We start from the raw sequence: 18117 nt of genomic DNA on the forward strand, positions 1-18117 counted from the left end.
CAAGGATCAACACCATGGCCACATTGCGCATCGAAACCTCGGTGAACCGCGAGAACTCCGTCACCCGCAAACTGACAGACCGGATCATAGCGACGCTCGGCGACAGTGACGTCGTCACCCGCGACATCGCCAGCGAACCCCTGCCGCTGATCGATTCGACATGGGCCAGCGCCCGGGTGAAACCCGCCGAAGAGCGTTCAGAGTTGGATCAAGAAGCCCTCGCTCTCTCCGACGCGCTGGTCGCCGAAGTGCAGGCTGCCGATACGATCGTCATCGGCGCGCCCATCTATAACTTCACCATTCCCGCCTCGCTGAAAGCGTGGATTGACCTGATCGCCCGCGTCGGCGTGACCTTCCGCTACACCGAAGACGGCCCCCAAGGGCTGCTGGAGGACAAACGCGTCATCGTGGCCTTCGCCTCGGGCGGGACGGGCATCGATTCCGCCGCCGATTTCGCCAGCGGCTACCTGCGTTTCGTGCTGGGCTTTCTGGGCATCACCGATGTGACCTTCGTCGCAGCGGACCAGCTGGCCGTGGACGCCGAAGGCACCATCGCCCGCGCCCATGCGCAGATCGACGCGCTGCGCGACGCGGCCTAAGCGCCCCGCCCTCTCCTCCAAATCGGCCGCGTCCCCACACCGGGGGCGCGGCTTTTGCGTGGCGGCCTTTCGCCAGCCACCCCACGCGGCTTGACTCACAGCCCCGCAGCGCGTAAACGCCACCCAATCTCCGGAAGCATTGCCTTCCGGTCCCGGCTTGTCGTCGGGATCGCCCCCAGTCAGCGCGTTGCGCCCACTGGGGCGTTTGTGCATTTTCGCGCGCGTCCTTAAATAGGGGCAAGTGCAACCGACCCGAAAGGCCCTGTGCCCATGTTTGAAAATCTAAGCGAACGGCTCTCTGGTGTCTTTGACCGCCTGACCAAACAAGGCGCGCTCAGCGACGAAGACGTCAAAACCGCCCTGCGCGAAGTGCGCGTCGCCTTGTTGGAGGCCGACGTCTCGCTGCCCGTGGCGCGTGAGTTCGTCAAAACGGTACAGGAAAAGGCCACCGGCCAAGCGGTGACCAAATCGGTCACGCCGGGCCAGCAGGTCGTAAAAATTGTCCATGACGCGCTGATCGATGTGCTGAAAGGCGAAGGCGAGCCCGGCGCGCTGAAGATCGACAGCCCGCCCGCGCCGATCCTGATGGTCGGCCTTCAGGGTGGCGGTAAAACCACCACCACCGCGAAACTCGCCAAACGGATGAAAGACCGTGAGGGCAAGCGCGTGCTGATGGCCTCGCTCGACGTGAACCGCCCCGCGGCGATGGAGCAGTTGGCAATCCTCGGCACGCAGATCGGCGTCGACACGCTGCCGATCGTCAAAGGCGAAAGCCCCGTCCAGATCGCCAAACGTGCCAAAACGCAGGCGGGCTTGGGCGGCTACGACGTCTATATGCTCGACACCGCGGGCCGCCTGTCCATCGACGAAGAGTTGATGAGCCAAGTCGAAGCCGTGCGCGACGTGGCCAATCCACGTGAAACATTGCTGGTCGTCGACGGCCTGACCGGCCAAGACGCCGTGCATACGGCTGAGAATTTTGACGAGCGTATCGGCATCTCCGGCGTTGTCCTGACCCGGATGGACGGCGATGGCCGTGGCGGTGCTGCGCTCTCGATGCGGGCCGTGACCGGCAAGCCGATCAAGTTCGTCGGTCTGGGCGAAAAGATGGACGCGCTTGAGACCTTCGAGCCCGAGCGTATCGCGGGCCGCATCCTCGGCATGGGCGACATCGTGGCGCTGGTCGAAAAGGCGCAGGAAACCATCGAGGCCGAACAGGCCGAGAAGATGATGAAGCGCATGGCCAAGGGTCAGTTCAACATGAACGACCTGAAGATGCAGCTTGAACAGATGATCAAGATGGGCGGCATGCAGGGCATGATGGGCATGATGCCCGGCATGGGGAAAATGGCGAAACAGGTCGAAGATGCCGGTTTCGACGACAAGATCCTCAAGCAGCAGATCGCCCTCATCCAGTCCATGACCAAGAAAGAGCGCGCCAACCCTGCCCTGCTGCAGGCCAGCCGCAAGAAGCGGATCGCCAAGGGTGCCGGCATGGAGGTCTCTGACCTTAACAAGCTGATGAAGATGCACCGCCAGATGTCCGACATGATGAAGAAGATGGGCAAGATGGGCAAAGGCGGTATGCTCAAGCAGGCCATGAAGGGCATGATGGGCAAGGGCGGCATGCCCGGCGGCATGGACCCCTCCCAGATGGACCCCAAGGCGCTGGAAGCGGCGGCCAAGCAAATGGGCGGCAAGCTGCCCGGCGGTCTGGGTGGCATGGGCGGTGGCCTCGGCGGCGGCATGGGCCTGCCCGGCGGCCTCAGCGGTTTCGGGAAGAAAAAATGACCGAGCCCCTCACGGATACCGCCGCCCGCGCCGCCGAGCTGTTGAAAGAGCACCGCGCCTCGATCGACCGGCTCGATGCGATCCTCGTCTATACCCTGGGCGAGCGGTTCAAACACACGCAGGCCGTGGGGAAACTCAAGGCCACGCACGACCTTCCCCCCTCCGATCCGGCCCGCGAAGCGGCCCAGATCGAGCGGCTCGAAGATTTGGCGGAAGCGGCGGACCTCGACCCCGTCTTCGCCAAGAAGTTCTTGAACTTCATCATCGCCGAAGTCATTCGGCACCACAAAACCCACCAAGAATAGGACGGCCTCCCGTCCCCCCAACCAACCTAAAGGATTAAACACCATGGCAATGAAAATTCGTCTCGCCCGCGGCGGTTCCAAAAAGCGCCCCTTCTACCGCATCGTGGCCGCCGACAGCCGCATGCCGCGCGATGGCCGCTTCATCGAGAAGCTGGGCACCTACAACCCGCTGCTGCCCAAAGACAGCGAAGACCGCGTGAAAATGGACGTTGAAAAGGTTCAGGAATGGATCGCCAAAGGCGCCCAGCCTACCGAGCGCGTCGTTCGCATGCTGGAAGCCGCTGGCATCCGCGAAAAGACCGAGCGTAACAACCCCAAGAAGGGCGCACCGGGCAAGAAAGCCCAAGAGCGCGCGCAGGAGAAAGCCGACAAGGCCGCTGCCGCTGCCGAAGCTGCCAACGCCCCTGCCGAAGAAGCTTCCGCAGAATAAGCTTCGAGCGCCCGGCATGGATACATTCTCTGATGACTTCCGTGCCGGGCTGCACGACCTGATGCGATGGCGGCGCGACGTGCGCCGCTTTCGCACAGACCCGCTGGACGAGGCGCTGGTGCAAAGCTGCCTCGACAGTTTCAATCTTGCCCCCTCTGTGGGCCTGTCGGAACCTTGGCGGATCATCCGCGTTGCCTCCGACACCGCGCGCCAAGCCGCGCTTGAGAATTTCCAATCCGCCAATGCCCGCGCCCTCGCCGGATACGAGGGTGAAAAGGCCGCGCTCTATGCCGGGCTCAAACTCTCGGGAATGAGCGACGCGCCCGAGCAATTGGCGATCTACTGTGATGAGAGCACCGAAAAGGGCAGCGGCCTCGGCGCGGGCACCATGCCAGAGATGCGGCGCTATTCGGTGGTGGGGGCGATCACCCACCTATGGCTCACCGCCCGCGCTCATGGCCTCGGGCTGGGCTGGGTCTCGGTGCTTGACCCCGCCCGGCTGAACCGTGACCTTGCGGTGCCAGAGGACTGGTCGCTGGTGGCCTATCTTTGTATGGGCTGGCCCGAGGAAAACAGCCTGACGCCGGAACTGGAAACCAAGGGTTGGGAGACCCGCGCCCCCCGCCTCAAGGTCGAGACCCGCTAATGAGAAAGCTACTGTTCCTTCTGTCCGTGCTCGTGCTCGGCTTTGTCCTTGGCATCCGCTACGATCGGCAGTTAATGCAGGACGAGTGCAGAGCCGGGGCCGGTGAATGGACCGGGACGATCTGCGTGAATTCGGAGTTGTTGCAATGAGTGACCAAGACCTGATCTGCGTCGGTGCCATCGCGGGCGCCTATGGCGTGCGCGGCGAAGTGCGCGTGAAAAGCTACTGCGCCGTGCCCGAAGACATCGAAAGCTACCGCCCGCTGAGCACCGAGGACGGCAGCCGCCAGTTCAACCTCGCCCTGCTGCACCCGGTCAAAAACGGCTTTGCCGCGCGCATCGCCGAAATCACCACCAAGGAAGAGGCCGACGATCTGCGCGGTGCCTCGCTCTTTGCCGCGCGGGATCAATTGCCGGGCCTGCCGGATGACGAATTCTACCACGCCGATCTCATCGGGCTTGAGGTCTATGACACCGGGGGCGTACTGCTGGGGCGCGTGAAAACGGTGCAGAACCACGGGGCGGACGATCTGTTGGAACTGCAACTTGCAGGCACCTCGGCCACCACCTTCCTGCCCTTCACCAAAGCCGCCGTGCCGACGGTCGATCTCGCCTCGGGCCGGATCATCGCCGACCCGCCTTTGGGCGTGCTGCCCGAGGGCAAGGATGGCTGAGACCGGAGCCGGATGATGCCCCGCCGGATCATCCTGCATCCCGGCTTTCACAAGACCGGGACCAGTTCCGTTCAAGCCACCCTGCGCGCCAACCGCGCCCTGCTGAAACCCCATGTTGCCCTGCGCCTGCGCTGGCAGATGAAAGACCTGCTGCATGCCGCGCGCGGCTACGCCACATGGCGCGATCCGCTCACGCTGCTCAAGGCCGAATACCGCTTCGACGCCCTTCTCGATGCCCTGCCCCGGATGCCGCGCCGGACGCTGGTCCTCTCGGCCGAGGAACTGGCCGGTCACATGCCCGGGCGGGGCGATCTTGCTGATTACAGCGCCGCGCCCGTGTTGATGGAGACCTTTACCCGCAGCCTGCGCCGCCGTTTCCCCCGGGCGGAGATCATGGTCTACCTCTCGACCCGCGACCCGGCGGATTGGATCGCTTCGGCCTATTGGGAGCATGTCAAAGCCTCCTCCATGACGCTCGACCTTGCCACTTTCACTGCCCGCTACGCCCCAGCGGCAGATTTGGATGGGGTGGCCGAAACGATTGCTCACCGCCTGCCCTGCCCGGTGCATCACGCGCGGCTGGAGGCCTGCCGCGAGCTGCCGCTTGGCCCCGCCACGCCGCTCTTGGACCTTTGCGCATTGCCGCCTGAGGTCTTGGCGCAGATGACCGTGCCCCCGCCCGAGAACCGGCGCTTGCCTGCGGAACTTTTGCAGGCTCTGCTTGACGCCAACCGTCAACACGCCGATGACCCCGAGGCGCGCCGCCGCGCCAAGACCGCTCTATTGCAACAGGCAGGAACCGCATGAAACCCACCCGCTCTCACGGACGTCAAAGCGCACGGCCCAGCCTCAAACCCCGCGCCCTGATGCAAGACGCGCCCGATTACGCCGATGTCTGGCAGGCCCGGATCGTCACGCTGTTTCCCGATCTCTTCCCCGGCGTGCTGGGCGCCAGCCTGACCGGAAAAGCGCTGCACGAAGGGCGTTGGCAATTGCACACCCATGACCTGCGCGACTTTGGCATCGGCAAGCACCGCAATGTCGATGACACCCCCGCAGGCGGCGGGGCGGGCATGGTCATGCGTGCCGATGTGGTCGGCCCGGCGCTGGCGCGCGCGCAAAGCCACGCCCATGGGCGCTGGCCGATCCTCTACATGTCGCCGCGCGGGCGGCGGTTCGATCAGACCATGGCGCGCGATTTGGCAAGCTGCGCGGGGGTGACAATGCTCTGCGGGCGATTCGAGGGCGTCGACGAGCGGGTGATCGAGCATTTCGGCATCACCGAGGTCAGCCTGGGCGATTTCGTCATGACGGGGGGCGAGTTGGCCGCCCAAGCGATGATCGACGCCACTGTGCGCCTCTTGCCCGGCGTGCTGGGCAATGCCGAGAGCATCGAAGAAGAAAGCCACGCCTCGGGCTTGCTGGAACATCCGCAATATACCCGCCCCGCCGAATGGGAAGGGCGCGAGATTCCGCCCGTTTTGATGTCGGGCAACCATGGCGAGATTGCGAAATGGCGACAAGCGCAGGCCGAAGAGCTGACCCGCAAGCGCCGCCCCGACATGTGGGCCGCGTTCGAGAGCAAGACCTGAGCCCGCGCCCCGATACGGAACCCGCCCCTGCGCGGCGCGTTGATCTCCCATATCGGAGGGAGAATCCAAATGCTTGAACTTATTCTTATTCTGCTGATCGTCGCCGCCGTTGCTGCCCTCTTGGGCTTTGGCCGCGTATCGGGTGCCGCGATGACCGGGGCGAAAGTGCTGATCGGCATCGTTCTGGTGCTGTTCCTGCTCGTTGTCTTGGGCGTGATCGCGCTGGCCTGACGCGACAGCGCGCAGAGGTCTGAAATACTGGGGATCAAGGTGGCCACAGCCCCCTTGATCCTATCGCTTTTGCCCCCTATACCCCGCGCATCCGGAATCGCTTTGGCGGCTCCGGCGCTTTGCGTTTAACGCAGCAAACTAAGTAATGACGACGATACCTCCGGCGGGGGGCCTTGATCGGAAACGATCCCGGCGCTGCCCGATAGAACCCGAAGCTCTGGGTCGCGACATAATTTCGTGGAATACCGCGAACATCATAGGAGAATGGTCAGATGAACCTGATCGCAGAGATCGAGGCGGAACAAGTCGCCGAACTGGGGAAAGAGATCCCCGACTTCCGTGCCGGTGATACCGTTCGTGTTGGCTTCAAAGTCACCGAAGGCACCCGCACCCGTGTGCAGAACTACGAAGGCGTCTGCATTTCGCGCAAGAACGGTCACGGCATCGCCGGGTCCTTCACCGTGCGCAAGATTTCCTTTGGCGAAGGCGTGGAGCGTGTGTTCCCGCTGCATTCGACCAACATCGACAGCATCACCGTCGTGCGCCGTGGTCGCGTGCGTCGTGCCAAGCTGTACTACCTGCGCAGCCGTCGCGGCAAATCCGCACGGATCGCCGAGAACGTCCACTACAAGCCGCTTTCCGGCGCGAACGCATAAAGGACTGGTCGATGAAAACCGATACACATCCCGAATACCACATCATCAACGTCAAGATGACCGACGGCACCGTTGTGGAAATGAAATCGACATGGGGCAAAGAAGGGGACCAGCTGTCGCTCGACATCGACCCCTCCGTGCACCCTGCCTGGACCGGCGGCACTGGCCGCATCATGGACACCGGCGGCCGCGTGTCGAAGTTCAAGAACAAATACGCAGGTCTGGGCTTCTAAGCCTTACCGACAGCGCGAAACAAAGGCGCGGCCCCTCGGGGGTCGCGCCTTTTGCGTTTGGGGGATGGGGCAGTGGATGGGGCCGGGGCCGGGTGTGGGCGGCAAGCGCTGTGGAGGTATTTTTAAAAGGATGAAGTTAAGGGGGTGTGCGTGCCGGTGGGGGCCGGCGCGCATGGGGGAGGCCGGGTTAGAGGCGGCGTTCTTGTAGGGCGGCTTGGGCGCCGTAGCCGTGCAGGTGGGACAGCACCGCGCCATAGGCGATCAGCAGATAGGCGAGCAGTTCCGTGCCCTCTTGGACGGTGGTTTTGATTTGCGGGTCATAGGCGGCGCCCATGACGGCCTCCCACAGGGCGCCGGTGCCGAAAATCCGCGAGAAGAAGAGCAGCAGCACCACGCCGATATAGACGAAGGTGGCGGAGCGGGTTTGCAGGTGGTGCAGCATGGGCAGCAGCGTGGTGCCGCGATTGCGCCATGCGATGAAGCTGCCCACCGCCAGTGTCACGAGGGCGGGGTAGATCCAAAATCCGTGTTGGATACGGTCCAGCGCGGCGTCATATTCGCGCAGGAACATGCAGGCGAAGAGCGTGGCCGCCAGTGTCAGATACCCCCGCATGCCCGCATGTTGATAAGCGCCCATCATGAAAATCCCAGCCGCGATGGCCAGCAGGGTGTTGTGCATATGTTCGGTCAGCGAGTCTTCGGTGACGCCATCGCCCAGAACGGCCGTATCAAGGTAGACTGTCACGGGCACCAGCGCCACCAGCAGGCAAACCAGCGCGAATTCCGCGATCACCATGCCCAGAGACGGCAGCACGCCGCGGGCAGTTGTTGGTTTCGATGTGGCGGGGTGGTGATCTGGCATGGGGGAGGCCTTGCTTGAGCGGTTCGTTGGGGTGCGCGGCGCGCGGTAAGGCACGGTGTTACACGGCGCCTTAACCGGTGAAAATAGCGCAAATGTGCGCGATGTCCAAACGCGGCAGGGCTGCCACGGTCGGGCTGAACAAGCGGCCTCGCCACTTTCCAAAGGCGTGAACCCTACATATAGTGCGGCTCAACAATATCCTGCCTTGAAGGGCAGGCGCGAAGGGACAGCAGTATGGCGCATATTATCGTCGTCGGTAACGAAAAAGGCGGCGCGGGCAAATCAACCGTTTCCATGCATGTGGCGACGGCGCTGGCGCGGCTTGGCCATAAGGTCAGCGGGCTGGACCTCGACCTGCGGCAACGGACCTTTGGGCGCTATATCGAGAACCGCCGGGCCTTCATGCGCGAGTCCGGCCTGACGCTGGCCAGTCCGACGCTTTGCGAATTGCCGGATGTAGAGGCCAGCAGCCTGCGCCCCGGTGAGAACATGTATGACCATCGCCTGAGCGCCGCCGTGGCCGCGCTGGAGCCGGACAATGATTTCATTCTGATCGACTGCCCCGGATCGCACACGCGGCTCAGTCAGGTGGCCCATTCGCTGGCGGACACATTGATCACGCCGTTGAACGACAGTTTCATCGACTTTGATCTTTTGGCCCATATCGATGCCAATGGCGAAAAGATCACCGGCCCCTCCGTCTATTCCGAGATGGTTTGGAACGCGCGGCAGCTCAGGGCGCAGGCCGGGCTGTCGGCGATTGATTGGATCGTGGTGCGCAACCGTTTGGGGGCGCAGCGCATGGTCAATAAGGAGAAGATGGAGCGCGCGATCAACAACCTCAGCAAGCGGATCGGCTTTCGCACCGCGCCGGGGTTCAATGAGCGGGTGATCTTTCGGGAGTTATTCCCGCGCGGTCTGACCTTGCTGGACCTCAAGGATATTGGCGTGAAACAGCTCAATATCTCGAACATCGCCGCGCGGCAGGAGTTGCGTGAGCTGATCAAGGCGTTGGAGTTGCCGGGCGTCAGCCCCGACTTTTGATCCTAGTGGCGCGGCAGCGGGGGCACGACCCGGCGGCGGCGCGACAGGGCGATGAGGTTCGACAGGAACAGCGCGCCCACCACGATCCCCCCGCCGATCAACGCGTAGATCCCGGGGTCTTCTCCCAGCACCGCCCAGACCAGCAGCGGCGCCAGCACGGATTCCAACAAAACGAGCAGGCCCACTTCAGCGCTTGAGATATAGCGCGGGCCAAGCGCGATGAGCCCGGCGCTGGCAGCCATGAACGCCGCGTAGAGCAGCATCTGCAGCAGTTCTGCGGTGGGCATGTGCAGCGGCTGGGCCACGGGCAGCAGCACCGCCCCGGCCAGCAGATAGGCCAATGCCACCGCCGGCACCATCGACACCGCGCGCGCATGGCGCGCCGCTGTCAGCGCTCCGGCGAAGATGGCCGAGATCGACAGGGCCAGCAGATCGCCCGCGCGCGAGGCATTCTCGGTCTCGCCCGAGCCGAAGGCGATCACGGCCAGCCCGGCAAGCACCGCTGCGATGGTAAAGAACATGCGGCGGCTGATCGGCTCGCTCAGAAAGACCCGGCTATAGATCGCGGCAAAGACCGGCAGCGAGGCGAGGATGAAGACCACATTCGCGACCGAGGTCAGGCGCACGGCCAGCACGAAGCCGACCCCCGCGCAGGCCACGCCGCCGATGTAGATCGCGCTCGCCCATCCGGCGCGGCTGAGGGCGCGGAAGGGGGCGGTGCCTTGGGCCAGCAGCAGGCCCGCGCCAATCGCCATGCCCACGAGGGTCACCTTCCAAAAGGCGAGCGTCAGCATCGGCGCGTCGATGACGCGCACGAAAAGCGCTTCGGGAACGATGCACATCACCCCAAGAAAGGTGAGCAGGAGGCCTTTGGTCTGATCGGTCATGCGCCATCGGTGGCGGTTTCCACGGGCTAAGTAAAGCCCCCCTGCCCCACATCCGACAGCTTGAGCAGCGCCCGCCGCAGCACCGCCGCCTCGGCAGGGTCGAGCGCATCCATCAGCGCGGCATTGTAGCGCTGCGCCACGGCGCGCAGATCGTCATAGGCCGCTTGGCCCTGCCGGGTCAGCGACAGATGCTCTACCCGCCGATCCTCTGGGTCGCGGCTGCGGGTGACGAAGCGGCGCTCGGTCAGGCGGTGCACGGCGCGGCTGATCTTGGTCTTATGCATCCGCGCGCGCTGGCCGATTTCGCTTGCCGTGAGTTGCCCATAGAGGCCGAGGTGGAACAAGACCCGCCATTCGGTGCGCAGCATGCCGTAGCGGCTTTTGTAGATCTGCTGAAACTCAAGCGATGACGCCTCCGCCGCTTGGTTCAGCAGGTAGGGCAGAAAATACTGAAGCTGAAAGTCACCGTCCGCCATGCTGCGCCGCTTGTTAGTTACAAATCCAACTATTACGCTTGTAACAGATTCTGCAAGGGGGCACAGATGACCAGCCAGTCCAAGCCATCGACGATGACAACCGCGGCCACCACATCGGGCACGCATCCGGGCTATATGCCGGGTTTCGGCAATGATTTCGAAACCGAAGCCCTGCCCGGCGCCTTGCCGCAGGGCATGAACTCCCCGCAGAAATGCAACTACGGCCTCTATGGCGAACAGCTGTCCGGCACGGCTTTTACCGCGCCCTCTCATCAGAACGAGCGAACGTGGTGCTACCGCATCCGGCCCTCGGTCAAACATTCGTCGCGCTACACGCGGATCGACCTGCCCTATTGGAAGTCCGCACCGCATCAGCCGCAGGATGTGACCAGCCTTGGCCAATACCGCTGGGATCCGGTGCCGCATTCCGACACGCCGCTGACTTGGCTGACCGGCATGCGCACGATGACCACGGCGGGGGATGTGAACACCCAAGTCGGCATGGCGAGCCATATCTATCTGGTGACCGAGAGCATGGTGGACAGCTATTTCTACTCCGCCGACAGCGAGCTTCTGATCGTCCCGCAGGAGGGCCGTCTGCGCTTTTGCACCGAGTTGGGCGTCATGGACGTCGCCCCGCAGGAGATCGCCATCATTCCGCGCGGGCTGGTCTACCGGGTGGAGGTGCTGGACGGCCCCGCGCGCGGCTTTGTCTGCGAGAACTACGGCCAGAAGTTCCACCTGCCCGCGCGCGGCCCGATCGGCGCCAACTGCATGGCGAACCCGCGTGATTTCAAAACCCCCGTGGCGGCTTTCGAGGACCGCGAGGTGCCCTCCACCGTCACCATCAAATGGTGCGGCCAGTTCCATGAGACCAAGATCGGGCATTCGCCGCTCGACGTGGTGGCATGGCACGGCAACTACGCACCGGTGAAATACGACCTGAACACCTATTGCCCGGTGGGCGCGGTACTCTTCGACCACCCGGACCCGTCGATCTTTACCGTGCTGACCGCGCCCTCGGGCGTCGAAGGCACCGCCAATATCGACTTCGTGCTGTTCCGTGACCGTTGGATGGTGGCTGAGGATACCTTCCGCCCGCCGTGGTATCACAAGAACATCATGTCCGAACTCATGGGCAACATTCACGGCCAGTATGACGCCAAGCCCAAGGGTTTCGTCCCCGGCGGCATGAGCCTGCACAATATGATGCTGCCGCATGGGCCGGACCGGAATGCCTTTGAAGGCGCGTCGAACGCCGAGTTAAAACCCCACAAGCTCGACAACACGATGTCTTTCATGTTCGAGACCCGCTTTCCCCAACATCTGACCGAATTCGCCGCCAAGGAAGCGCCCTTGCAGGACGATTACATCGACTGCTGGGAAAGCCTTGAGAAGAAATTCGACGGCACGCCGGGCAAGAAGTGCCCCCGCGGCTCCCGAAAGGACCGATATGACCCTGATGACCTCTTGGGTTGAAAGCGCCAATTCGGCCACCACCGATTTCCCGCTGAACAACCTGCCCTACGGCGTCTTTTCGACCAACCGGCTGGAGGCGCGCTGCGGCGTGGCGATCGGCGATCAGATCGTGGACATGGCCGCGCTTGAGGAAGAGGGGCTGATCGCCCTCGCCGAAGAGCCGGTGTTCGATGTGCCCTATTGGAACGATGTGATGGAGCTTGGCCCCACGGCTTGGGCCTCTTTGCGGTCCCGGCTGATCGAATTGCTCAGCGCCGATGCGCCGGATCAAGCCGCCGTTGCCCCGCATCTGGTGCCGATGGACGCGGCGCAATTGCACATGCCGATGATGGTGTCGGAATACACAGATTTCTACGCAGGCAAGCATCACGCCACGAATGTCGGGACCATGTTTCGCGGGGCCGAGAACGCGCTGCCGCCGAACTGGCTGCACATCCCCATCGGCTATAATGGTCGCGCCTCGACCGTCGTGGTCTCGGGGACAGAAATCACGCGGCCAAACGGTCAGTTGAAAGCCCCCGACGCCGAAGCACCGCATTTCGGTCCCTGCCAGAAACTCGATATCGAGTTGGAGATGGGCGCGATCGTCGGCACCTCGACCGAGATGGGCCAGCCCGTCAGCATCATTGAGGCGGATGAGATGATCTTTGGCTACGTCCTGCTCAACGATTGGTCGGCGCGGGACATTCAGGCGTGGGAATACCAACCGCTCGGCCCGTTTCAGGCCAAGGCATTCGCCACGTCAATCTCCCCGTGGATCGTGACCCGTGACGCGCTTGAGCCATTCCGCACTTCGACGCCGGAGCGTGAGAAAGACCTGCTGCCCTATCTGCGCGAGAGCAAACCCGGCCTTTATGACATCGACCTGTCGGTGATGCTCCAGCCCGAGGGCGGCGAGGCCGAGGAAATCGCCCGCACCAACTACCGCGAGATGTATTACTCCGCCGCGCAGCAGTTGACCCATCATGCCTCTTCGGGCTGTGCGATGAACGCGGGCGATCTGCTCGGTTCCGGTACGATTTCCGGCCCCGAAAAATCGCAGCGCGGGTCGCTGCTGGAACTGTCATGGGGCGGCAAGGAGCCGATCACCCTCGCAGACGGCAGCACCCGCAGCTTTGTCGAAGATGGCGACACGCTGACCCTCACCGGCCACGCACAGGGCGATGGCTTTCGCGTGGGTTTCGGCGCCTGCACCGGCAAGGTCCGCCCGGCAATCGACTTTTCCTGAACAGGCCGCGTATCCGCGCTGGCGAAGCAAGACAGAAGGACAACACATGGCCAAGCAATTCGCATCACAAGGCGACATGACCGAAAAGGAAATCTCCTTTACCCAGGTGGGCGAGGGGCTCTACGCCTTCACCGCCGAGGGTGATCCGAACTCCGGCGTGATCATCGGCGACGACAGCGTGATGATCATCGAAGCGCAGGCGACACCGCGACTGGCCAATAAGGTCATCGAATGCGTCCGCTCGGTGACCGACAAGCCGATCAGCCATCTGGTGCTGACCCATTACCACGCCGTGCGCGTGCTGGGTGCCTCGGCCTTTGGTGCCTCGCAGATCATCATGTCCGAGAAGGCCCGCGCCATGGTCGCCGAACGCGGGCAAGAGGATTGGGACAGCGAATTCGAGCGTTTCCCCCGCCTCTTCGAAGGGCATGAGAGCATTCCGGGGCTGACCTGGCCCACCACCACCTTCAACGGGCAGATGAGCGTCTATCTCGGCAAGCGCCGGGTCGACATCATGCAGTTGGGTCGCGCCCATACGGCGGGCGACGCGGTGATCTATGTGCCGGACCAAAACGTCATGTTCACCGGCGACATCGTGGAATATCACTCCGCCTGCTACTGCGGCGACGGGCATTTCCACGACTGGCCCGACACGCTGGAACGCATCCGCGCCTTCGACCTCGACGCCATCGCGCCGGGCCGCGGGGACGCGCTGGTGGGCCGCGAGATGGTCAATGCCGCAATTGACAGCACCGCCGAATTCGTCCGCTCCACCTACCGCCCGGCGGCCCGCGTGGCCCTGCGTGGCGGCACCTTGAAAGAGGCATGGGACGCCGTGCGGGCTGAATGCGACCCCAAGTTCGGCGATTATGCAATCTATGAACACTGCCTGCCCTTCAATGTCGCCCGCGCCTATGACGAGGCGCTGGACATCGACACGCCGCGCATCTGGACGGCGGCGCGCGACAAAGAGATGTGGGAGGCGCTGTCGGACTGATGTCCCTGCCCGCGCTTCTTCCCGCCCTGATCGTCTTGGCGCTGGCGCTCTGGTTCTATCTGGTCTTCGCGCTGGTGATGGAGCACCGCCACCATGCGGCGCGCCGCAGCGGGCAGCCCTACGCCGGGCTGCGCGATGCCGCGCAGGTTTGGTCAAAGATGCTGCGCGCGCCCGAATACCGCGGTGCGCGCCGCCGGGTGGCGCTGGTGTCGCTGGTCTTGCTGGCCCTGCTGTTCTTGCGCGCCTTTCTCTGAGGATACCGCCATGGCCTATGCCTACACCCCTTTCCCCTACAGCCCCCCACCCGGCCTGACCGCGCCCGAGCCGCGGCATCCGGTTGTGATTGTAGGCGCTGGCCCTATCGGCCTGTCGATGGCCGTGGACTTGGCCCTGCGCGGGGTCAAATCGGTCGTACTGGATGACAACAACGTCGTCTCCCTCGGCTCGCGCGCGATCTGCTGGGCGAAACGGACGCTGGAGATTTTCGACAGGCTCGGCATCGGTGAGCGCATGTTGGAAAAGGGCGTGACGTGGAAAGTGGGCCGCCAGTTTCACGGGGAACAGGAAGTCTATAACTTCGACCTGCTGCCAGAGCCGGGGCATAAATATCCAGCATTCGTGAACCTTCAGCAATATTACGTCGAAGAGTATCTCATTGAACGCGCGCAGGAGTTCCCCGACCTGATCGACCTGCGCTTTCTCAACAAGGTGACCGGTCACAAGGGCCACGCCGACCATGTTGAACTGACGGTCGAGACACCGGATGGCCCCTACCGGCTTGAAACCGACTGGTACATCGCCTGCGATGGCGCAGGCTCGGCCACGCGCAAACGGATGAACCTGCCCTTCGAGGGGCAGACCTTTGACGAACATTTCCTCATCGCCGATGTAGAGATGGAGACCTCCCCCTTCGGCGACCATGACACGCCCGAGCGGTGGTTCTGGTTCGCCCCGCCCTTTCACAACGGCCAATCCGCGCTGCTGCACAAACAGCCCGACAACATCTACCGCATCGACCTGCAACTGGGGCCAGAGACCGACCCAAAGGCCGAAGCGACCGAAGAGAAGGTCGTCCCCCGCCTGAAACAAATGCTGGGCGATGCGCCATTCCGGCTGGATTGGATGAGCGTCTATAAGTTCCGCTGCGCGCGGCTGGAGAGGTTCGTGCATGACCGCGTCGTCTTTGTCGGCGACAGCGCCCATGTGGTCAGCCCGTTTGGCGCGCGGGGCGGCAATGGCGGGGTGCAGGATGTCGACAACCTTGGCTGGAAACTGGCGGCTGTGGTGCAGGGCGAAGCGCCCATCAGCCTGATCGAGAGCTATGACATCGAACGCGGCCATGGCGCGGACGAAAACATGCGCAACTCCGCCCGCGCGACCAATTTCATGACGCCGAAATCCCCCATTGAGACCCTGTTTCGCAACGGGGTGCTGACCCTCGCAGCAAAGCACCCTTTCGCGCGCAAACTGATCAACTCAGGCCGGTTGTCGCAGCCCTGCACGCTGGCCCATAGCCCGCTGCAAACCGCAGGCGATGCGCCCCTGCGCCCCGGCAGCGCATTGATCGACGCGCCATTGGTCGGGCCTGCGGGGGATTGCTGGCTGTTGGGTGCGGTTCAGGGCCAGTTCACCCTGCTCGCCGTGGGCGAGATCACCGCCCCCGCCCTCCCCGGCCTTGCCCGGATCGGCATCGATCAATCCCATGATGCTTACCCCTGTTTTCAGGGCAAGGACGGCCACGCGCAGCGGCGCTATGGCAGCGGGTTCCTCTATCTGCTGCGCCCCGATGGCCATGTCTGCGCGGTTTTCGACCAGCCCGACAGCGCCGCGATTGCCCGCGCCTTTGACCGTGCGAAAGGAGCCACCGCATGATCCTCGAAGACAACCTCGGCACCGAGGGCGACAGCGTCTATGCCGCCCTCATGGCCGCCCATGAAGGGCTGACCGAGGCGGAAAGCCACGCCCTCAACGCCCGATTGGTTCTGATCCTGGCCAATGAACTCGGCGACCCGGCCCGGCTTGCGGCGCTTTTCAAAGCCGCGCGCGATCTGGCCTAACCCGCCAGCCTCACAGCACTTTTCCCCCACGCCCGCGCTTGCCGGGCCGCTTTCCTGCGCTAGCTTGCTGCTCAACTTCCCGCGACAGGCTTGACGCAACGCGCCTGATCGGCAGACTAAACACCCCGCGCCCACCTCAAGAGGCGACAAAAGCAGGTCAACTGCATCACCTGCCCCGCCGTGAAAAGTGGGGGTCCGCGATGGCCCGGCCAACGCACCAACAGAGAGGAAAATCATGGAATTTTTGACACGCACCGGAAAACCGCTGCCGCAATCCGTGCTGACATCAGCCGAGAACGCCAAGAAAGACCCCGTCAGCAGACGCGAGTTTCTGGCGATTGCGAGCGCCTTCGGGGCCACGTCCGCCACAGCCTACGGGATGCTTGGCATGGCCGCGCCCGCGCGCGCGGCGGCACATGCCAACCTCAAGGAAGGCGGCACCGTGCGGATGCAGATGGAGGTGCGTGCCCTGAAAGATCCGCGCACCTATGACTGGTCGCAGATCGCCAACTTCAGCCGCGGCTGGCTGGAATACCTCGCCATCTGGGAGAATGACGGCACCTTCACCCCCGGTCTGCTGGAAAGCTGGGAGATCAACGACGACGCCACCGAATACACGCTGAACGTCCGCAAGGGCGTGACATGGAACGACGGCACCGCCTTCACCGCGCAGGACGTGGCGCGCAACATCGAAGGCTGGTGCGACAAGTCGCTCGAAGGCAACTCCATGGCGGGCCGTTTCGCCACACTGGTGGACGAGGAAACCGGCAAGGCCATCGAGGGCGCGATCGAGGTGGTGGATGATCATACGGTCAAGCTGACCCTGCCCAAATCCGACATCACGCTGATCCCCGGCATGGCCGACTACCCCGCCGCGATCACGCCCGAAGGGTTCGACCCCGACAACATGTTGGAAAACCCCAAAGGCACCGGCCCCTACCTGCCCGAGTCGCTCGAAGTTGGCGTGAAAAGCGTGCTGGTGAAGAACCCCGATCACACATGGTGGGGCAGTGAGGTCTTCGGCGGGCCCTATATCGACCGTTTGGAATATATCGACTACGGCACCGATCCTTCCGCATGGATCGCCGCCGCCGAGGCCGAAGAGGTTGACGCTTTCTACTCCATGGAAGGCGAATATATCGACGTGATGAGCACGCTTGACGGCTGGGTCGAGAATGAGATCGCCACGGCGGCGACCATTGTGATCCGCCCCAACCAATTGGCCGAAGTCGACGGCATGAAACCCTATGAGGACAAGCGCGTGCGCAACGCGCTGCAACTGGCCGTCGACAATGCCGTGCTGCTGGAACTCGGCTACGCCGGGCGCGGCCTCGTCGCCGAGAACCACCACGTCGGCCCGATGCATCCCGAATACGCCGAGATCGAGCCGCCCAAGACCGACCCCGAAGCCGCCCGCGCGCTGATGGAAGAGGCGGGCATGGCGGATTACGAGCATGAGCTATTCTCGATCGACGATGCATGGCGCAAAGACACGACCGATGCCGTGGCCGCTCAACTGCGCGACGCAGGCATCAAGGTCAAACGCACCATCCTGCCCGGCTCGACCTTCTGGAACGACTGGGTGAAATACCCCTTCTCCTCCACCAACTGGAACGCGCGGCCCTTGGGCGTGCAGATCTGGGCGCTGGCCTACCGCTCGGGCGAGGCGTGGAACGAGTTTGGCTATGCCAACCCCGAGTTCGACGCCCTGCTGTCAGAGGCGCTGGCAACGGCGGATGTCGAAGCGCGCCGCGAGATCATGGCGAAGGGTGAGAAGATGCTGCAAGACGATGGCGTCACGATCCAGCCCTACTGGCGCTCGCTCTACAACCACACCCGCGAGGGGCTGGTGGGTGCCGCGCATCACATCGGGTTCGAATATCACCCGGCGCGGATGGCTTGGGCGGAAGAGTGATCTGCCGCTAAGTAGA

General features: G+C 63.5%; 23 protein-coding genes. 20 read left to right on the forward strand and 3 right to left on the reverse strand.

Features of this window, described 5'->3' with window-relative positions; genetic code table 11:
* Positions 1-14 precede the first annotated feature (14 nt).
* The 12 genes from ACGYLD_RS04420 to rpmE all read left to right on the forward strand — a co-directional run bounded on the left by ACGYLD_RS04420 (position 15) and on the right by rpmE (position 7156).
* A complete protein-coding gene (locus tag ACGYLD_RS04420; RefSeq protein ID WP_271692406.1) occupies positions 15-599 on the forward strand; it encodes an FMN-dependent NADH-azoreductase in 585 nt (194 codons plus the stop codon).
* A gap of 270 nt (positions 600-869) precedes the next feature.
* Positions 870-2390, forward strand: coding sequence for a signal recognition particle protein (gene ffh, locus ACGYLD_RS04425; protein ID WP_271692407.1), 1521 nt, complete (start codon positions 870-872; stop codon positions 2388-2390).
* The gene (locus tag ACGYLD_RS04430) at positions 2387-2695 is read left to right on the forward strand and encodes a chorismate mutase (RefSeq protein ID WP_067262239.1); all 309 of its coding nucleotides are present in this window, start codon (positions 2387-2389) and stop codon (positions 2693-2695) included. The genes ffh and ACGYLD_RS04430 overlap by 4 nt, the downstream gene beginning before the upstream one ends.
* 43 nt (positions 2696-2738) lie before the next feature.
* Positions 2739-3125: a 30S ribosomal protein S16 gene (gene rpsP, locus ACGYLD_RS04435; RefSeq protein WP_067262240.1), complete on the forward strand. Its 387-nt coding sequence runs from the start codon at positions 2739-2741 to the stop codon at positions 3123-3125.
* Between the two features lie 16 nt (positions 3126-3141).
* Positions 3142-3771, forward strand: a complete 630-nt coding sequence (gene bluB / locus ACGYLD_RS04440) for a 5,6-dimethylbenzimidazole synthase (RefSeq protein WP_067262242.1) — start codon at positions 3142-3144, stop codon at positions 3769-3771.
* A complete protein-coding gene (locus ACGYLD_RS04445; protein WP_271692408.1) occupies positions 3771-3920 on the forward strand; it encodes a hypothetical protein in 150 nt (49 codons plus the stop codon). The genes bluB and ACGYLD_RS04445 overlap by 1 nt, the downstream gene beginning before the upstream one ends.
* The gene (rimM, locus tag ACGYLD_RS04450; RefSeq protein ID WP_271692409.1) at positions 3917-4444 is read left to right on the forward strand and encodes a ribosome maturation factor RimM; all 528 of its coding nucleotides are present in this window, start codon (positions 3917-3919) and stop codon (positions 4442-4444) included. Before ACGYLD_RS04445 ends, rimM begins: the two co-directional genes overlap by 4 nt.
* Positions 4445-4459: 15 nt before the next feature.
* Complete coding sequence (locus tag ACGYLD_RS04455) at positions 4460-5251, forward strand: hypothetical protein (RefSeq protein WP_394401375.1); 792 nt, start codon at positions 4460-4462, stop codon at positions 5249-5251.
* Positions 5248-6036 carry a tRNA (guanosine(37)-N1)-methyltransferase TrmD gene (trmD, locus tag ACGYLD_RS04460; protein WP_271692411.1) on the forward strand — a complete coding sequence of 263 codons (789 nt, stop codon included), beginning with the start codon at positions 5248-5250 and terminating at the stop codon, positions 6034-6036. The genes ACGYLD_RS04455 and trmD overlap by 4 nt, the downstream gene beginning before the upstream one ends.
* A 69-nt stretch (positions 6037-6105) precedes the next feature.
* Positions 6106-6267, forward strand: coding sequence for a DUF1328 family protein (locus ACGYLD_RS04465; RefSeq protein ID WP_082849512.1), 162 nt, complete (start codon positions 6106-6108; stop codon positions 6265-6267).
* Between the two features lie 272 nt (positions 6268-6539).
* Complete coding sequence (gene rplS / locus ACGYLD_RS04470; protein WP_067262249.1) at positions 6540-6923, forward strand: 50S ribosomal protein L19; 384 nt, start codon at positions 6540-6542, stop codon at positions 6921-6923.
* An 11-nt stretch (positions 6924-6934) separates the two neighbouring features.
* Positions 6935-7156: a 50S ribosomal protein L31 gene (gene rpmE, locus ACGYLD_RS04475; protein WP_067262252.1), complete on the forward strand. Its 222-nt coding sequence runs from the start codon at positions 6935-6937 to the stop codon at positions 7154-7156.
* A gap of 187 nt (positions 7157-7343) precedes the next feature.
* Here the strand turns inward: rpmE and ACGYLD_RS04480 are convergent, their stop codons facing one another.
* Complete coding sequence (locus ACGYLD_RS04480) at positions 7344-8018, reverse strand: hypothetical protein (protein ID WP_394401378.1); 675 nt, start codon at positions 8016-8018, stop codon at positions 7344-7346.
* Between the two features lie 234 nt (positions 8019-8252).
* Between ACGYLD_RS04480 and ACGYLD_RS04485 the strand changes: the two genes are divergently transcribed.
* The gene (locus ACGYLD_RS04485) at positions 8253-9062 is read left to right on the forward strand and encodes a division plane positioning ATPase MipZ (RefSeq protein WP_271688345.1); all 810 of its coding nucleotides are present in this window, start codon (positions 8253-8255) and stop codon (positions 9060-9062) included.
* Between the two features lie 2 nt (positions 9063-9064).
* Here ACGYLD_RS04485 and ACGYLD_RS04490 read toward each other — a convergent pair whose 3' ends face one another.
* Complete coding sequence (locus tag ACGYLD_RS04490) at positions 9065-9949, reverse strand: DMT family transporter (protein WP_271692413.1); 885 nt, start codon at positions 9947-9949, stop codon at positions 9065-9067.
* A 26-nt stretch (positions 9950-9975) separates the two neighbouring features.
* Positions 9976-10425 (reverse strand): MarR family winged helix-turn-helix transcriptional regulator, encoded by a 450-nt coding sequence (locus ACGYLD_RS04495; RefSeq protein ID WP_067268636.1) that lies wholly within the window; start codon positions 10423-10425, stop codon positions 9976-9978.
* 66 nt (positions 10426-10491) lie between these two features.
* On the opposite strand from ACGYLD_RS04495, the gene hmgA reads away from it, so the two are divergent.
* The 7 genes from hmgA to ACGYLD_RS04530 all read left to right on the forward strand — a co-directional run bounded on the left by hmgA (position 10492) and on the right by ACGYLD_RS04530 (position 18101).
* The gene (hmgA, locus tag ACGYLD_RS04500; protein ID WP_394401381.1) at positions 10492-11904 is read left to right on the forward strand and encodes a homogentisate 1,2-dioxygenase; all 1413 of its coding nucleotides are present in this window, start codon (positions 10492-10494) and stop codon (positions 11902-11904) included.
* A complete protein-coding gene (fahA, locus tag ACGYLD_RS04505) occupies positions 11879-13132 on the forward strand; it encodes a fumarylacetoacetase (protein WP_394401384.1) in 1254 nt (417 codons plus the stop codon). The genes hmgA and fahA overlap by 26 nt, the downstream gene beginning before the upstream one ends.
* A 46-nt stretch (positions 13133-13178) precedes the next feature.
* Positions 13179-14129, forward strand: a complete 951-nt coding sequence (locus tag ACGYLD_RS04510; protein WP_394401387.1) for an MBL fold metallo-hydrolase — start codon at positions 13179-13181, stop codon at positions 14127-14129.
* Positions 14129-14383 carry a hypothetical protein gene (locus ACGYLD_RS04515; RefSeq protein WP_394401390.1) on the forward strand — a complete coding sequence of 85 codons (255 nt, stop codon included), beginning with the start codon at positions 14129-14131 and terminating at the stop codon, positions 14381-14383. The genes ACGYLD_RS04510 and ACGYLD_RS04515 overlap by 1 nt, the downstream gene beginning before the upstream one ends.
* 10 nt (positions 14384-14393) lie before the next feature.
* Positions 14394-16001: an FAD-dependent oxidoreductase gene (locus ACGYLD_RS04520; protein ID WP_394401393.1), complete on the forward strand. Its 1608-nt coding sequence runs from the start codon at positions 14394-14396 to the stop codon at positions 15999-16001.
* On the forward strand, positions 15998-16186 hold the full coding sequence (locus ACGYLD_RS04525; protein WP_394401395.1) for a DUF2783 domain-containing protein: 189 nt from the start codon (positions 15998-16000) through the stop codon (positions 16184-16186). Before ACGYLD_RS04520 ends, ACGYLD_RS04525 begins: the two co-directional genes overlap by 4 nt.
* 235 nt (positions 16187-16421) lie before the next feature.
* Positions 16422-18101 (forward strand): ABC transporter substrate-binding protein, encoded by a 1680-nt coding sequence (locus tag ACGYLD_RS04530; RefSeq protein WP_394401398.1) that lies wholly within the window; start codon positions 16422-16424, stop codon positions 18099-18101.
* Positions 18102-18117: the final 16 nt, after the last annotated feature.

It is taken from the genome of Sulfitobacter sp. 1A12056, assembly GCF_043558125.1.
Classification (GTDB): Bacteria; Pseudomonadota; Alphaproteobacteria; order Rhodobacterales; family Rhodobacteraceae; genus Sulfitobacter; species Sulfitobacter faviae.

Excerpts from the sequence above, each read along its gene's own strand:
- ACGYLD_RS04420 (WP_271692406.1), top strand. The coding sequence starts at position 15 with ATGGCCACATTGCGCATCGAAACCTCGGTGAACCGCGAGAACTCCGTC.
- ffh (WP_271692407.1), top strand. The coding sequence starts at position 870 with ATGTTTGAAAATCTAAGCGAACGGCTCTCTGGTGTCTTTGACCGCCTG.
- ACGYLD_RS04430 (WP_067262239.1), top strand. The coding sequence starts at position 2,387 with ATGACCGAGCCCCTCACGGATACCGCCGCCCGCGCCGCCGAGCTGTTG.
- rpsP (WP_067262240.1), top strand. The coding sequence starts at position 2,739 with ATGGCAATGAAAATTCGTCTCGCCCGCGGCGGTTCCAAAAAGCGCCCC.
- bluB (WP_067262242.1), top strand. The coding sequence starts at position 3,142 with ATGGATACATTCTCTGATGACTTCCGTGCCGGGCTGCACGACCTGATG.
- ACGYLD_RS04445 (WP_271692408.1), top strand. The coding sequence starts at position 3,771 with ATGAGAAAGCTACTGTTCCTTCTGTCCGTGCTCGTGCTCGGCTTTGTC.
- rimM (WP_271692409.1), top strand. The coding sequence starts at position 3,917 with ATGAGTGACCAAGACCTGATCTGCGTCGGTGCCATCGCGGGCGCCTAT.
- ACGYLD_RS04455 (WP_394401375.1), top strand. The coding sequence starts at position 4,460 with ATGCCCCGCCGGATCATCCTGCATCCCGGCTTTCACAAGACCGGGACC.
- trmD (WP_271692411.1), top strand. The coding sequence starts at position 5,248 with ATGAAACCCACCCGCTCTCACGGACGTCAAAGCGCACGGCCCAGCCTC.
- ACGYLD_RS04465 (WP_082849512.1), top strand. The coding sequence starts at position 6,106 with ATGCTTGAACTTATTCTTATTCTGCTGATCGTCGCCGCCGTTGCTGCC.
- rplS (WP_067262249.1), top strand. The coding sequence starts at position 6,540 with ATGAACCTGATCGCAGAGATCGAGGCGGAACAAGTCGCCGAACTGGGG.
- rpmE (WP_067262252.1), top strand. The coding sequence starts at position 6,935 with ATGAAAACCGATACACATCCCGAATACCACATCATCAACGTCAAGATG.
- ACGYLD_RS04480 (WP_394401378.1), bottom strand. The coding sequence starts at position 8,018 with ATGCCAGATCACCACCCCGCCACATCGAAACCAACAACTGCCCGCGGC.
- ACGYLD_RS04485 (WP_271688345.1), top strand. The coding sequence starts at position 8,253 with ATGGCGCATATTATCGTCGTCGGTAACGAAAAAGGCGGCGCGGGCAAA.
- ACGYLD_RS04490 (WP_271692413.1), bottom strand. The coding sequence starts at position 9,949 with ATGACCGATCAGACCAAAGGCCTCCTGCTCACCTTTCTTGGGGTGATG.
- ACGYLD_RS04495 (WP_067268636.1), bottom strand. The coding sequence starts at position 10,425 with ATGGCGGACGGTGACTTTCAGCTTCAGTATTTTCTGCCCTACCTGCTG.
- hmgA (WP_394401381.1), top strand. The coding sequence starts at position 10,492 with ATGACCAGCCAGTCCAAGCCATCGACGATGACAACCGCGGCCACCACA.
- fahA (WP_394401384.1), top strand. The coding sequence starts at position 11,879 with ATGACCCTGATGACCTCTTGGGTTGAAAGCGCCAATTCGGCCACCACC.
- ACGYLD_RS04510 (WP_394401387.1), top strand. The coding sequence starts at position 13,179 with ATGGCCAAGCAATTCGCATCACAAGGCGACATGACCGAAAAGGAAATC.
- ACGYLD_RS04515 (WP_394401390.1), top strand. The coding sequence starts at position 14,129 with ATGTCCCTGCCCGCGCTTCTTCCCGCCCTGATCGTCTTGGCGCTGGCG.
- ACGYLD_RS04520 (WP_394401393.1), top strand. The coding sequence starts at position 14,394 with ATGGCCTATGCCTACACCCCTTTCCCCTACAGCCCCCCACCCGGCCTG.
- ACGYLD_RS04525 (WP_394401395.1), top strand. The coding sequence starts at position 15,998 with ATGATCCTCGAAGACAACCTCGGCACCGAGGGCGACAGCGTCTATGCC.
- ACGYLD_RS04530 (WP_394401398.1), top strand. The coding sequence starts at position 16,422 with ATGGAATTTTTGACACGCACCGGAAAACCGCTGCCGCAATCCGTGCTG.